A 14391-nucleotide genomic window follows, 5' to 3' on the forward strand; every position below is an offset into this window, starting at 1 on the left:
CGATCCCGTTCTGGAAGAGCTGGAAGCGCCCGCCGAGCGAGGAGTCCTCCTCGGCACGGACCGGCCATCCGAGCGGCCCGTCGTGGCCGCCCAGCCCGGCGTACTTCGCGCCGATCGTGCCGTACGGCTGGAACGCCTCGGCCATCAGTTCCCGGGCGTAGCCCTCCGCCTGCGGGTAGCGCTCCGGGTACGCGGAGCGCTGGACGGCCTGGGCCAGTTCACCCGCGGTGTCCCAGTCGGGCTCCATCTGCTGGGCCACCTCGAAGAACTTGTTGGCCGCGAAGTCGACGTCGAGGCACTGGGCGGGTTCGCACCAGCCCATCGACGGCCGCTGCTGGAAGACACCGAGCGAATCCCGGTCCCCGCACGCCAGGTTGTTCATCCGGGACTCGACCCAGCCCGTCTCGAAGCCGGCGAGCATCACCTTGTCGGACACGCCGCGGCGCTGCCCGACCTCGTACACCTTGCGGGTCACCGCGATGTCCCGGTCCGCCGGGATGTCGCAGAACAGCGCGGCCGGGGCGGAGTTCCCGAGAGGACCCGGCACGTCGGCCGCGTTCCGCGCGAAGGCCGGGTTGCCGAGGCCGGTCGCGGCCACCACGGCCAGCAGGACAGCTGATCTCCACATCGCGCGTCGTCGTTCGGTCGAGCCACGCATCCGACTGCTCCTTCGATTCGGAATAGCCTTGCGGGAAAGGGGAGTTGGAGGAGAGTGCGTTACAGGTGCGCCGGTGTCAGAACCAGCTCTGGTACGGGGTGTCGTTGCACGGCCAGGTGCGGAAGCCCAGGGAGCTGTCGTCGATGCACCGCAGGGTCGCCTGGTTCTGGAAGCGGACGGTGCCGTCGGACCAGACCTTGATCCACCAGCTCTGCTCCGGGGTGGAGCCGCACGTGCCGACGGTACGGAACCCGTTGTCGCTGTCCTCGATGCAGCGTCCCGTGTTCACGTTGCGCAGCTGGCGCGTTCCGTCCCCCCAGACCTTCACGTCCCACAGCTGCGGGTTGCTCCCGTTGCAGCTCCACGTGCGGAACCCGTCGTCGGTGTCGTCCATGCAGCGGCCCGTGGCCTGATTGCGGAAGCTCTGGGTGGCGTCGGCGGCCCGCGCGGGGGACGCGGAGCCGTTCCCGGCAGCCAGGGCCGTGCCCGTCGACGCGGACAGGGAGGCGAGGACGAGGACCCCGCCGATCAGGAGCGAACGCGTGCCGCGCATGGGCTGTTTCCTCTTCCTTCCGGTGACTGTCGGGACCGCAAGCTAGCTGTCGGGCCGCCGGGTACGACATCCGGAACGATCCGGAGTGACAGCCTGCGAAGCGAACACCGACACTCAGCGGACAGGCATGGACGCGGGCACGGAGGCGGGTACGGAGGCGGGCACGGACGTGGGTACGGACGTGGATATGGGCTTGCCCGTGGGACGCAGGCAGTCGGGAACCCGGGGATGATCCGCCGTACGCACGGCAGGCAGCCAGGCGGAGGCGTCGGCGGCGGAGGAGGAACGGGCCGGCAGGCGGACCCGGTACCACTCGGTGGAGCTGGCGTCCGACTCGTCGATGATGGGGATGCCCCGGGGGAGTCGGCAGACGACCGCGAGGACGTCGCCGTGCCACACCCGTACCGGTACAACGTTGTCGACGGTGTACGGCTTGAGGGGGTCGATCGCCAGGCCGAGGCTGCACTGCGGGTTCCGGTCCGTACGTTCCCGGCACCCGTCGTCGGCGTTGAACACCCGCAGCCGGGCCGGTGGTTCGCCCTTCGCGTCCGAAGCGGCGCCGCCGGCGGTGTGCGACCAGACCGTCGCGGCCACCGAGCACACCGCGACGGTCACCAGAGCGGCGCGGAATCTCCACCGCCGGCGTACCGGACGGGGTGCCGTCGACCGTGCGGCGATGCGTGCGAGCAGGCTCTCGGCGCTGTGCGCGGCGCGCTCGGCGTGGGTCCGGGCGAGGCAGTCGGCGGCCAGGGCGCGCCAGAACGGCGGCAGCGCACTGTCGATCCGCAGCGGTGCGCGTCCGTCGGCGTACTCCTGTACCGCCGCGCCGCGTGCCACCGGGGTGGCGCCGGGGAACGGCGAGGCGCCGGACGCGAACGCCTCGTGGACCATGATGCCCAGGGCCCAGATGTCGGCACTGGGCCGGACCTCCACACCGTGCTCGCCCAGCGGGGCCTGCCAGCGCTCGGGCGGGAGGTAGTCCAGGGTGCCCATCGGTGGCGCGTACCCGTGGGTGCCGTGGGTGCCGGTCAGTTCGGTGGCGAGCCCGAAGTCCGACAGCTTGAGCGCGCCGTCGGCCATCAGCAGGATGTTCTCCGGCTTGAGGTCGCCGTGCACCCAGCCGCTGCCGTGCAGATGGGCCAGCCCTTCGCAGATCTCGGCGAACAGCCGGGCGACGTCCGCCCCCGCGACCCCGGTGCCCCCTGCGACCCCCGCGTCGAACAGATCCCGCAGACTGCGCTCGGCCCGCTCCATCACCAGCACGATCGCACCGTCCAGGAACGCCCGGTCCGGATCGCTGATCACGACGGAGTCCAGCAGCCGGATCAGCCTCGGATGGCCGGCCCGGCGGCCGAGCTCGACCTCCCGCCGGGCGGTCTCCGCGACCTTGCGGGCCTGGCGCGGCGCGAGTCCCGCGGTCGGCAGGAACTTGAGCGCGACCTCTGCGGGTTCCGGTCCCGTTCCCGGTTGCCGCGGTGGACTGTCGACCTGGCGGCCCGCGTACACCGTCGCCCAGCCGCCGGAGGCGATCGGCTCGGTGACCTCCCAGCCGCCGACCCGGTAGCCGCGCGGCAGCAGCTCCGTACGGTCGCCGTCCGCCTGCGGGCCGTCGCCCCCGGCGGAGCCCCGGCTCAACTGACCGTCTCCCGCCCGTGGTTGCGTGTGGCGGCCCGGGGCGGCAGCAGCGCCAGATGCTCCTCCCGTACGAGTCCGAACCGCAGCGCGATCCCGACCAGGGCCTCCCGCTTCCCGTTGCGGCGCGCTCCGCCGGATCCCTGCTCGGGCGGGGCGCTGATCCGCATCTTCTCCTCGGCGAGGTAGTCGATGTGCGAGCTGACCGCCCGCGCCTTCAACCGGCCGCACACGGCGTGCCCCTTGAGCCGTTCGACGATCTGCGGAGTGGTCGGCACGGCGACCGGCGACTCGTCGCGCAGCCGGGGTTCGCAGAGCGCGACCAGGATCAGGAAGTAGAGGGCCGTCTCGTCCAGCGAGTACGCCATGACGGTGCGGCTGCCCCACTGGCCTGCCGCGCCGGCGGGGTCCGGACAGGGGTCCAGATAGACGTGGTCGGGTGCGAACACCTGGAAGGAGACGGTGGTGTCGCGGCGGGTGGGCAGTACGACCCGGGAGAACTCGAAAGGTATGGGCGCGCCGGCCCGCCGGGGCGGAACCCGCAGGTACTCTCCCGCGCCCTCCGGGTTCTCCACCAGGTAGCTCTGGGTCGTGCTGTGGTTGCTGAGCTGCCAGTGGTCGTCCGTCACCCGGATCTCGCCGGCCAGCCGGGAGATGGCCTCGTCGTCGAGGCGCAGTTCGACCGGGGTCGTCGCGGAGCCCCGTCCGAAGCGTGCTGTCTGTCCCGGGCCGAGCCGCAACGTCACGGGGTCACCGGACGGTGCCCCTCCGATGTCGTCGCTCCGCCGCGGCAGATAGACCACGATCCCGCTCAGTGCACCCACCTCGCCCCCGTGCCGGTGAACTTCCACACCGGCCGAACGTTACCCATCAAGGGGGGCCGTTCCCGTCCGGATTCTGGTCGTTTTCTGTCTGCCGCCGGACCGCCGCCCGACCGCCGCCGGCCATCGGCCGTGGCGCGGTTCCGCCTCGGGAGCGAGGGTCGTCGCGGCCCGCGCCGGGCATCCAGCTTCGGGTTCTCGCGCCGGGAGGTGAGGCCGGGCCGGACGGGCTCCACGGTCGGTCCGGCGCCGGTGAAGAAGTGTTCGATATGGGGTGCGACTTTGCCCGCTTTGGCGAACTGGCTCGATTTGGTGCATCGGCTGCCGCGCTGTTTACGGAGCGTCCAACACACAGGGCCCGGATCGCGTGGATCCGGGCCCTGTGTGTCAGGTGCGGTGGGAAGGCGCGGGCGCCTCCCGGGGGCTCGTCGTACGGCCCGTCCGATCAGGTCAGTTGCCCGCCTGCTTCATGGAGTTCACCGCGTCGGCGACCGAGCCCTGGTACAGGCCGAGCTTCGGGCTGCCCACCTTGACGTCCGGGCCGAGCTCGAAGTTCTGGGTGTCGGCGTTGGGCATGTGGTCGCCGTCGGCGAGCACGTTCATCTCGTCGACCCAGGTCACGCCGTTCTCGCCGCTCGGGTTGAGGTCGATCACCGCGATGGCGGCCGTCTTCGGCTTGACCGGGTACGCGGGCGCGCCGCCCAGGCCGCCCGGAACCGACGGCTTGATGTCGCCGCTGTGGTCCGAGGCCTTCGAGGCGCCCAGGCTGACCTGCGGGAAGTAGCTCAGGCCGCAGGAGTTGGCACCGGTGTTGTTGACCTCGATCACCTGCTGGGTGGACGAGCCCTCACGCGGGTAGACGCGCACCGACAGGTCCGAGCTCTTGCACGGGTGCTTGTAGGCGTAGCTGTCGCTGGTGTTGCCGCCCGTCGCGCTGCTGCCGCCGGTCGACCCGGACTTCGAGGTGCCCGTCTTCGTGGCGCCGGTGTTCTGCGCGGTGCCGCCGGTCTTCTTGGTGTCCGTGGTCGTCGCGTCGGTGGAGGGCTGGGAGGCGTCGGCCGAGGCGCCGGCGGAGGCGGCGTTGTCCGCCGGCCCGGCGGACTTCGTGCCGGTGTCGTCGCCGCCGCAGGCGGTGAGCGACAGGGCGAGCACGGCGGTGACGGTGGCGAGAGCGGCGGTGTGCTTGCGGCTGCGGATACGCATGGAATTCTCCCAGGATGAGCGTGAGACAAGGCCCGGATCCTGCGGCGAACCGCTCTCTCTGACCTCTTGACAACATAAGCATCCTGTGGGTCGCTCACGTTCCGCTGACGCCTCACTGACGTCCGGCTGACGTCCCCGAAGTGGCCTACGGGGAAATCGGCTGGTGCGTGGCCGGGCCGCCTGCGAGACTCCGCGCATGACTCATGGAATCGAGACCCACCCCGCCCGTTGAGCGCCCCGGAAGAGCGCGCCGCGCTCCCTCCCGCCTCCCTGTACTCCTGTGCACTGCGCCTTCTTCGCGCCGAGCCCGACGGCAGGCTCCCCGAAGGGGGATACGCGCTGCCGGACCCGCCGGAGCGCCGCCCCCGGACCAGAACTTCCTGGAAGTCCGCCTGCGCGGCGTTGACGGAGGTGCTGACGGAAGCGCTGACCCCTCCGGCATCCCGTACCGACACCGGCACCGGCACCGGCACCGACGCGCCCGGCGTGGCACGGGCCGCCGAAGAGATTCATCCGCGCCTCGCCGGACTGAGCATCCGGGGCGGACACGTCCAGTCCGTGGTGACCGGACTGCCGCTGGCGGACGAGGGCCGGGCGCGAGCGCTCGGCCGGTGCCTGACCCGTACGGGAACCAGCCCCATGGCGGTCTGTGTCGGCCTCGCCCTCCTGACGCGGCTCGGCGAACCGGAGGACGTCCCGTATCTCAGGGTCCTCGGCCGGCTCCGGGACCTCGCCGACCACGCCGTACGGGCGCTCGACCCCATCGACAGCCCGGCCGCGGCTCTGGTGTGGCTCGGTCGTCACGCCAGGGGCCCGGAGCTGCGCGGCCTGGTCGACGTCCTGGCCGCCGGCGAGGAGTCCTCCGTAACCGGACGGCTGGAGGCGGTCCTGCGGAAGGTGAGGGAGGTGCGGCCCGAGACCGCCCGCCGGGTCGCCGAGGCCGTCCGGCTCGCCGACCTCCTGCGGGAGGCCCGTCCCGGAGAAACGGGGCTGGTGGCCGGGGCGGGACGGTTGCTGCGCCGGATGTCGAGCGCGAACGACTACCGGACCGAGGTCCTGGCCTGCCCGGTGGCCGTCGGCCTCTTCGAAGCGTTCGCCGTACGTGCCGCCGAACTGCCGCCCACCCTCGACCACCACGCGATCCTGCTGTCCGTCGCGTTCGAACTGCACAGTGGCCCGAGCCGCCTGCTGGAGTGGGGGGCGGGCCGGCGCGAGGCGCTGCTGGACCGCCTGGAGGCCGTGCTGGGCCGGCCGGACTGGCGGGCACTCCTGGCCGGAGGGTCTGCGGAGGACGGCGACCCGGCCGGACAGAGGCGGCTGGACTGGGCCCGGCGCACGGCCCGTCAGCCGTTCCGCCGCGATGCCGGGTGTACGGGCCCGGCGGGCCGGCTGAGGATCGAGGCCACCGTGCTCGACCCGGTGGATCCGGACATCGTCGAGACCCGCGTTCTGATCGACGGGCGTCCCCTGGTGCCGGCCGCCTTCGGCCGGGGCGGCGCGCACGCCCCCGAGTACCTGCTGGACAGCGGCCGCCTGCGGGCCACGGACGAACCACACGAAGTACAGCTCGCGGAGGCGTACTGCACCGAGGGCTGCTGCGGGGCGCTCCACGTCACCATCCGCCGGGACGGGGACCACGTCATCTGGTCCGACTGGCGCCGCCCGCTCCCGCCGCCCTCCCTGCTGCCCGCGCGCGAGCTGCCCGAGTACCGCTTCGAGGCCGCCGCGTACGACGCGGAGATCGCCCGTGCCGAGAACGACCACTCGTGGGCATGGCCGGCCCGGAAGACCGCGCGGCTCATCGCGGCGGGTGTGCGCGACCGGCCGGACCTGCTGACCCGCTGGGACGTCGAACAAGGCTGGATCGGCACCGACTTCAGGGACCGGGACCGCACGGTCGTGACCCTCGCACACCGCGCGGGCCCGTCAGCGGGCCAGGGCGCGGAGGGCGCCCACCGGCAGCACCTCGTGTGGCACATCCCGGACGACGGAACCACCCCCGAGCACCGGGCCGCCGCCGCGCTGCACCGACTCGCCACGGTGGACCCGAGGACGTACGGCGGGGGCGGCGCCGGACGGTCCGCCCGGTCGACCTGACGCCCCGTCGCTGCCCCCAATGACCCGTAACGGGACGGTCGGTGGCAGTACGGGATAGGCCGGGTGTTCGACGTTGAGCCCGGCATTGGGTCCTGGGGCCCATGCCGGGTCCGTGTCGCTGTGGTCGCATACGGATACCGGGGGGAACTGTCGCTGCGCCCACTCACAAAGCTGGGGAGACTCGCCGTGTCTGGCATACGAGAACTAGTGGTACCGGGTGGTGCTGACATGAGCACCGCCGAGGTCCCTCCGGGCCGGCAGCCACTGTCGCGCCCCTTGCAGGCGGTACTGATTCTCGTCCGATTGCTCTTCGCGGTCACGGTCGTCGGCGCGCTCGACGCGCTGCTCCTGGCCGCGTCGGTCGATGCGGTGGACGGCCGGCTGCTCGGCATGGTGCTGTACGCCTCGCTGCCCGGCATCGCCGGGTTCGTGCTGTCGTTCCGGGTGCGCACCGGGGGCGTCTGGGTCTGGCGCGGGCTGCTGGCCGTGAGCGCCTGGCTCACGCTCGGAGCGCTGGCCACGCTGGGCGACGCGAACGGCCAGGGCGTGGCCCAACTGGTGCTGCCCGTCGTCCTGATCGTCCTGCTGCTCCGGTCCCGTTCGCGGGCCTGGTTCCGGCTCACCGCCGAACAGCGCGCCGAGCACCGGCCGTTCAGCATCGTGCGGCTGATCAAGCAGCGGCGTGCCGACACCGGGCAGACCGCGATGGAGTACCTGGGCATGATCCTCGTGGTCGTCGCCCTCATCGGCGGGCTCGTGGCCACGGGGATCGGCGGGCAGTTGACCGGCCGGATCCAGGACGCCATCTGCCAGCTGACCGGTGGCGGCTGCGCGCCCTCCAGCGTCGAAGCCGGTAACGGCGGCCAGGGGAACGGCGGCGGCAGCGGTGGCGGTGGCGGAGGCGGAGGGTCCGAGGGCGCGACCGTGACCGGTGGGACCGGCGCCGGCACCGCGGGCTCGGACGCGACGGGCGGCAGTGGTTCCGGAGGCAGTGGTTCCGGCGGGGCCGGAGGCAACGGTTCCGGCGGTGCGAGCAGCAGCGGATCCGGTGGGGCCGACGCCTCCGGCGGGGCCGGCGGTACTGGTGGTTCAGAAGGAACCAGCGGTTCTTCTACAGGAGTCGACGCGGGTAGACAAAACCCGGTCCCCGGCACCCCCGACGGCTCGGGCGGCGGCTTCCTCGACGGCATCGTCGGCGACGACGGTCTGCTGGGCGACGTCACCGGGGCCATCGACACGATCACGCACCCCGGCGACACCGCCAAGGACGTCGTCGACCAGTACGCACAGGTCGCGCACAAGGCCGGCGGCAAGTGGGACAAGGGCCAGTACGTGGCCGCCGCCGCGGACATGACCAAGGGCTCCGGCGGCGGTGTCTTCACCGGGCTGCCCGGGTCCGGTACGCGGGTCGATTCGGCGGTACGTGACGCGCGGCGGCAGTACCTCAACGACCGCATCCCGCGGGGCGGCAGCGCGGCCGGCCGCAAGTACTGGTGGAACGGACTGACGCAGCAGGAGCGCGACCAGTACCTGGAGCTCCTCCCGGACCAGATCGGCGGCCTCGACGGGATTCCGGTGGCGGACCGCGACAAGGCCAACCGCCGCAACCTGCCGGATCTGATCTCGAAGCTGGAGGGCAAGACCGACAAGACGTCGAAGGAGCAGCTGGCCGGGCTGCGGGAGATCGACCGGCAGCTGAAGGAGGGCAGCCAGCCCCCGATGTACCTCATCGGCATCAGCGACGAGGGCAACGGGCGGGCGATCGTCTCCTACGGCAACCCCGACACCTCGAAGAACGTGTCGGCCTACGTGCCGGGGCTGAACACCTCCCTCGACGAGGAGTTCGCGAAGAACGACCTCAAGCGCGCCCGTGACACCGCGATCGGCGCCCAGGGCTACGACCCGTCCAGCGCCTCGATCGTCTGGCTCGGCTACGACGCACCGCAGACGCCGGACGGGCTGAGCAGCCTGGCGGTCGCGGGCACCGGCCGGGCCGAGAAGGGCGGCGCGGCGTACTACGACTTCATGGGCGGCATCGCGGCCACCAACCAGAACAAGGACCCGCACATCACGGCCATCGGGCACTCCTACGGTTCGCGCACCGTCGGTGCCGCGACCCAGAAGCTCGGGGGGATCCCGGGGGTGGACGACATCATCCTGGTCGGCAGCCCCGGGGTGGGTGTGGACCGGGCCGTGGACCTCGGGGTCGGCGCCGGGCACGTCTTCGTCGGCGCCGCGGCCAACGACCCGGTGACCAAGCTTCCGTCCAAGACCCAGGTCGTCGTGGGCGGGATCGGGATGATCCTGGGCGGCCCGGCCGGTGCGTACGCCGCAGGGGACCTCGCGGACCCGGGTGACGACGACCTCTGGTTCGGCAAGGACCCGGCGAGCAAGGCGTTCGGGGCGACGCGGTTCCCGGTGGACCCGGGCAAGCCCATGAGCTTCGACTCGCACTCCAACTACTTCAACCCGGCACGGGACGCCGTGTCCGCCGACAGCATCGCCCTTATCGTGTCGGGACACTCCGACCGGCTCAAGATGGAGGAACAGCGATGAGGCGCAGGTTCCAGATCGTTGCGGTGACTCTGGCTGTCGGCTTCGCGCTGTCCGCCTGCGGCAGCGAGAATGCGCAGTCGGGTGCGAACACGAGCACCACGGCCACCAAGAGCGACAAGAGCACCGAGGGCACCAAGGGGAACGGCATGGACATGCAGGAGGCTGCCGACCGGGCCGACAGCATGCTCGACGCCGTGCTGAAGAAGATCGACCCCGAGGTGCAGTGGGCCCACGGCCAGACGACCAAGGGCAGCTGCGACGTGACGCGCAGGCGCACCGTGATGACCATCGTCTCCGCGGAACGGCGACAGGGCTTCCTCGACCAGATCGAGCAGTTCTGGCGCGCGAGCGACTACCGCATCAAGGCGAAGAACGTCGACGAGCAGTTCCCGGCGGTCTACGCGGTGTCCAAGGACGGCTTCGGGATCAGCGTGAGCATCCGTGCCAAGGGGCAGGCCTTCTTCGAGGCGGACACCCCCTGTGTGAAGGAGTCGAAGGTCGCCGACCCCACGGCCGAGCCGAACGGGCCGGCCTACAAGGGCGTCTACCCGCTCCCGAGCCCCAATGTGCGCTCCGACTACTGGTCGGCCGCAGCCTCCTGACGGCCGTTCGGTCACCCGGTCCGCCGGGCGGACCGGCCCCGCGCATCCGGTGCATCCGGTGCGCCGGGCCGGGCGCCCGGTGCGCCGGTCCGGTGGTCCCGTGCGCCGGAAATGACGGCCCGGCACCCCCCGGTGACCCGGAAGACTCGCACACACCGTCGAAACCGCCCATGAACGGGGCCCCGATGGGGGATGGTTGAGGGGTGCGGAAATTCTGGGTGGTCGGTGGCATCGGTGTCGGCGTGGCCATGTCCTTCGTGGCGCTGCTCGTCGTCGGTACGTACTCCGCCGCCGCCGGACTCGAGGGTTCCGGTGGCGGCGGAGCTGTTGCGCTGGCCAAGGGGGCCGTGCCCGCGAAGTACCAGCCGCTGGTGCAGAAGTGGGGCAACCTCTGCCCCGCCATCAACCCGGCCCTGCTGGCCGCCCAGCTCTACCAGGAGAGCGGGTGGAACCCCCGGGCCGAGAGTCCCGCCGCCGCGCAGGGCATCGCCCAGTTCATCCCCGGCACCTGGGCCGGCCACGGGATCGACGGGGACAAGGACGGCGACCGGGACGTCTGGGACCCCGCCGACGCCATCCCGTCCGCCGCCTCGTACGACTGCGAACTGGCCGGGTACGTGAAGAAGGTGCCGGGGGACCAGACGGACAACATGCTGGCCGCGTACAACGCCGGTGCGTACCGGGTGATCCGGGCCGGTGGGGTTCCGGACATTTCGGAGACCCAGAACTACGTCACCATCATCCGTTCCCTGGAGAAGAGCTTCGCCAGGCCGGTCGGGCGCGTACAGCCCTCTCAGCAGGCGGCCGGGGCGATCTACTTCGCGCAGAAGAAGCTCGGTACGCCGTACCTCTGGGGCGGGAACGGCACGCCCGAGCAGAACGGGCGGTTCGACTGTTCGGGCCTGACCCAGGCCGCGTACCGGACCGTGGACATCGAGCTGCCCCGGGTGGCGAACGACCAGTACAACGCCGGACCGCACCCCTCCAGGGACGAGCTGCTCCCGGGCGACCTCGTGTTCTTCTCCGACGACCTGACCAACTCGCGGGCCATCCACCACGTGGGGCTCTACGTCGGCGGCGGGTACATGATCAACGCCCCGTACACCGGGGCCGTGATCCGCTTCGACAAGATCGACACCCCCGACTACTTCGGCGCGACGCGCGTGACCAAGGACGGGGCCGCGGCCCTTCCGACGGCCCGGCCGGCGGCATGACGCAACGGCGGCGGTGGCCGGAACTCTCTGTGAAGCCTGGGCCCTGAGCTGCGACGATGAGTCTCTCTTCGATAACGTCATGGTGATCATTCGGTGGAGAGTGGAACGCACGCACGGGGGAGGTCGTTCCCTGGGAGGACCAGGACGACCGATTCACGCAGTACCGGTCCACGCAGTACGGATCGGACGCAGTGCCGATCAGACGCAGTGATCGAACCGACACGGGGGTTCGTCAAAGCGGTGCACATGGGTGTGCCCGCGGCAGCAGACAAGGCAAGGGGCCGCAGCAGATGGCTGGACTCGCACTGGATGGGTCGAACCCCGACGTCAGCCTGCTCTACGACATCAACGGACTCGCGAAGTCCGCTCCCACCTGGTTCGACCGGGTCATGGAGTTCGTCGGTGAGTACGGAATCATGCTCGGCATGGTCCTCGTGGTCCTGTGGTGCTGGTGGAGCGTGCGCCGGCGCGGCACGGCCGACGACTCGGTGACGGCGGTCGCCGGCCTCGTCTGGGCGCCGCTCGCCGCCGGACTCGCGCTCCTGATCAACATTCCGATCCGCGGATTCGTGCACCGGCCCCGCCCGTTCAAGGACCACCAGGGGCTGGACGTCCTGGTGGCGGGGAAGAACGACTTCTCCTTCGTGAGCGACCACGCCACGATGGCGATGGCACTGGCCGTCGGGATCTTCGTGGCCAACCGGAAGTTCGGCATCGCCGCCATCGCGCTCGCCCTCCTGGAGGGCTTCTGCCGGATCTACATGGGCGTCCACTACCCGACCGACGTGGTCGGCGGATTCGCCCTCGGCACCGCGGTCGCCCTGCTGCTCGCCCCGCTGGCGATGATGCTGCTGACCCCGCTGGTGGCGGCGGTCTCGCGGACGGACCGGTTCGGCCGGCTCGTACGGTCGCGCCGGCCGGTGCCGGTGGCGGCCGCCGGGGGCCCGGCCGGGGCGTTCGGAATCCCCGAGCCGAGGCCGGGCACGTGCGGTGGCGACGGCGAGAAGGACCTCGCCGCCTAGGGCCTTTCGTTTGGATCAGGCCGGGCTCGCGTGCCCCGGTGCCGCACCTCGCCGCGTTGTCGTCGGTCGCCGACGCTCCTTCCCCAAGCTCTCGGCTCCGCTCGAGCAGGGGAGCCCCCATCCGACTCCCTCCTCCGCCTTGCGATGCACGACACCGGACCCCGCTCCCTGATCCGGCCTGATCCAAACGAAAGACCCTAGGAGACCCCGCTCCTCGACTAGAGCGCCTGCGGGAAGGCGAAGAGGCGCTCCGGGTCGTACCGCTTCTTCAGATCGGCGAGGCGGTCGGCCGCCGAACCGTAGTAGGCCCGGCGCCAGTCGGTCAGCGCCGGGTCTGTGTAGTTCTGGTACGCCGCTCCGGACGCGTGCCGGCGCATCGCCGCGTGGGTGTTTTTCAGCCAGTCCTGCTGGGCGGTGCCCGCCGTGCCGGGGGTCCAGGAAGCGATGTACTGCGCGAGCACCCGCGAGCCCCGGTGGACGAAGGCCGTCGACTGCGGGGAGACCCGGTTGATCGCCCCGCCGAGCGCGGTGAGCGCGACGGAGCCGCCGCCGCCGGACGCCGTCACCGGGATCCGGGCGAACGCCTCGGTCCGGTCGAGCAGGGCCTGCACCCCCGCCGGGGACAGCGAGCGGTCGTAGAAGTCGGACGCGGCGGCGTACGTCTCGCGCTGGAGGGTGCCCTGGGTGGTGCGGCCGGGCGTCGTCCCCGGCAGATGGCACTGCGCGTCGGTGATGCCCGAGCAGCCCGCGTACACGAGCATCGACTCCTGGTAGCTGCGGCGGCGCAGCGATACGGAGGACGCCGGGGCGCCGATCCGGTCGGCGAGGAGGTCGACGGCGTTCTGCAGATCGCCGTACGTGCCGAGGCTGAACGCGGCGACCGAAACGGTCGGGTTGCCGCCCCCGGGGCCGGCGGCGAGGTGCGCGGAGGACCAGATCTCGTCGGGCTGGGCCGGGCCCCACTCCTGCCAGGCCGAGACGACCGACCGGGCACGTGACCACGGCCACGACATGTACGCGGTGACGGTCTGCGGGACCGGACGGGTGCGGAACGTCAGCTCGGTGACCACGCCGAAGTTGCCGTTGCCCGCGCCGCGCAGCGCCCAGAAGAGGTCCGGGTGGTTCTCGGCGTCCACGGTGAGGGTCTTGCCGTCGGCCGTGACGAGGGTCGCCGCGGTCAGGCTGTCGCAGGTCAGACCGTATGCGCGGGAGGCGACGCCGTGGCCGCCGCCGAGGGTGAGGCCGGAGATACCGACGGTGGGGCAGGAGCCGCCGGGGATGGTCAGACCGTTACCGGCGAGGCCCTGGTAGACGTCGATGAGCTTGGCGCCCGCGCCGATCGTGCTGCCGCTCCCGACGCGGGAGAGCGACGAGACGTCGAGGACGAGGCGCCCGTTCCCGCTGGACCAGCCCGCGTAGGAGTGTCCGCCGCTGCGGATGGAGACGGGGGTGCCCGTGCGGCGGGCGAAGGCCAGGCACTCGCGGATGTCCGCCTCGTGCCGCACATAGGCGACGGCCGCGGGCTTCAGGTCGTCGAAGCGGGTGTTGTAGAGCTGACGGGCGGTCGGGTACGAGGCGTCCTGGGGCCGTACGAGGCTGCCGTCGAGGCTCTTGGCCAGGGCGGAGAAGTCCGCAGGCCCGGTGGGGGCGGTCTTCGACGGAGTCGGTGGAGCGGAGGAGGCGTCCGTGCCGCCCGAGGTGCCGGAGGCGTCGGACGGGCCGGTGGAGCCGCCGGAAGTGCCGCTGCAGGCGGTGGCGGTGACGCCGGTGAGTATCGCGGCCGCGCCCGCGGTGAGCAGGGTGCGCCGGGCGGGCAGGGGCGGCAGGTTCATCGGATCTCCGAGTCTTGGCGCTCATGGGCCGGCCGGCGGTGGGTGGGGGAGGCCGGGCGTGGGGGGATCGGCTGGAGAGATCGGGGACAGCGGAAAGGCGGGGGAGGCGGAGGGGGCGGGGGAGAGAGGAGTCAGGGTGCCGCGAGGTGTTCCGCGGCGTCCGTACGGGCCCGGTCTCTGGACCGGCGGGCCGGGCCGGAC

Annotated in this window: 10 protein-coding genes and 1 pseudogene; 5 read left to right on the plus strand and 6 right to left on the minus strand. The window is 71.8% G+C overall.

All coding sequences use genetic code 11. From position 1 onward, the window contains the following. The 5 genes and pseudogenes from EES42_RS23005 to EES42_RS23025 all read right to left on the minus strand — a co-directional run. Window positions 1-658: pseudogene (locus EES42_RS23005) on the minus strand (hypothetical protein); the annotation flags it as partial. A 76-nt stretch (window positions 659-734) separates the two neighbouring features. After that, window positions 735-1211: an RICIN domain-containing protein gene (locus EES42_RS23010; protein ID WP_124720094.1), complete on the minus strand. Its 477-nt coding sequence runs from the start codon at window positions 1209-1211 to the stop codon at window positions 735-737. Window positions 1212-1325: 114 nt separating this feature from the next. After that, the gene (locus tag EES42_RS23015) at window positions 1326-2846 is read right to left on the minus strand and encodes a serine/threonine-protein kinase (protein ID WP_241196515.1); all 1521 of its coding nucleotides are present in this window, start codon (window positions 2844-2846) and stop codon (window positions 1326-1328) included. Then, window positions 2843-3658 (minus strand): serine/threonine protein kinase, encoded by an 816-nt coding sequence (locus EES42_RS23020; protein ID WP_206433550.1) that lies wholly within the window; start codon window positions 3656-3658, stop codon window positions 2843-2845. The genes EES42_RS23015 and EES42_RS23020 overlap by 4 nt, the downstream gene beginning before the upstream one ends. Window positions 3659-4114: 456 nt before the next feature. Beyond that, window positions 4115-4867: a DUF4232 domain-containing protein gene (locus EES42_RS23025; protein ID WP_124720095.1), complete on the minus strand. Its 753-nt coding sequence runs from the start codon at window positions 4865-4867 to the stop codon at window positions 4115-4117. Window positions 4868-5095: 228 nt separating this feature from the next. On the opposite strand from EES42_RS23025, the gene EES42_RS23030 reads away from it, so the two are divergent. The 5 genes from EES42_RS23030 (at window position 5096) to EES42_RS23050 (ending at window position 12358) form a co-directional block, all read left to right on the plus strand. Beyond that, entirely contained in the window at window positions 5096-6964 is a 1869-nt protein-coding gene (locus EES42_RS23030; RefSeq protein WP_241196516.1) for a hypothetical protein, read from the plus strand. Between the two features lie 228 nt (window positions 6965-7192). Then, complete coding sequence (locus EES42_RS23035; RefSeq protein ID WP_124720096.1) at window positions 7193-9520, plus strand: alpha/beta hydrolase; 2328 nt, start codon at window positions 7193-7195, stop codon at window positions 9518-9520. Continuing rightward, a complete protein-coding gene (locus EES42_RS23040) occupies window positions 9517-10122 on the plus strand; it encodes a hypothetical protein (RefSeq protein WP_124720097.1) in 606 nt (201 codons plus the stop codon). Before EES42_RS23035 ends, EES42_RS23040 begins: the two co-directional genes overlap by 4 nt. Window positions 10123-10340: 218 nt before the next feature. Continuing rightward, a complete protein-coding gene (locus EES42_RS23045; protein ID WP_124720202.1) occupies window positions 10341-11336 on the plus strand; it encodes a C40 family peptidase in 996 nt (331 codons plus the stop codon). A gap of 290 nt (window positions 11337-11626) precedes the next feature. After that, window positions 11627-12358, plus strand: a complete 732-nt coding sequence (locus tag EES42_RS23050) for a phosphatase PAP2 family protein (protein WP_124720098.1) — start codon at window positions 11627-11629, stop codon at window positions 12356-12358. Window positions 12359-12576: 218 nt separating this feature from the next. Here the strand turns inward: EES42_RS23050 and EES42_RS23055 are convergent, their stop codons facing one another. Further along, window positions 12577-14190 carry an FAD-binding oxidoreductase gene (locus EES42_RS23055; protein WP_124720099.1) on the minus strand — a complete coding sequence of 538 codons (1614 nt, stop codon included), beginning with the start codon at window positions 14188-14190 and terminating at the stop codon, window positions 12577-12579. Between the last annotated feature and the right edge of the window lie 201 nt (window positions 14191-14391).

Source organism: Streptomyces sp. ADI95-17, assembly GCF_003846175.1.
Lineage (GTDB): Bacteria > Actinomycetota > Actinomycetes > Streptomycetales > Streptomycetaceae > Streptomyces > Streptomyces sanglieri.

Excerpts from the sequence above, each read along its gene's own strand:
- EES42_RS23040 (WP_124720097.1), top strand. The coding sequence starts at position 9,517 with ATGAGGCGCAGGTTCCAGATCGTTGCGGTGACTCTGGCTGTCGGCTTC.
- EES42_RS23025 (WP_124720095.1), bottom strand. The coding sequence starts at position 4,867 with ATGCGTATCCGCAGCCGCAAGCACACCGCCGCTCTCGCCACCGTCACC.
- EES42_RS23010 (WP_124720094.1), bottom strand. The coding sequence starts at position 1,211 with ATGCGCGGCACGCGTTCGCTCCTGATCGGCGGGGTCCTCGTCCTCGCC.
- EES42_RS23035 (WP_124720096.1), top strand. The coding sequence starts at position 7,193 with ATGAGCACCGCCGAGGTCCCTCCGGGCCGGCAGCCACTGTCGCGCCCC.
- EES42_RS23050 (WP_124720098.1), top strand. The coding sequence starts at position 11,627 with ATGGCTGGACTCGCACTGGATGGGTCGAACCCCGACGTCAGCCTGCTC.
- EES42_RS23055 (WP_124720099.1), bottom strand. The coding sequence starts at position 14,190 with ATGAACCTGCCGCCCCTGCCCGCCCGGCGCACCCTGCTCACCGCGGGC.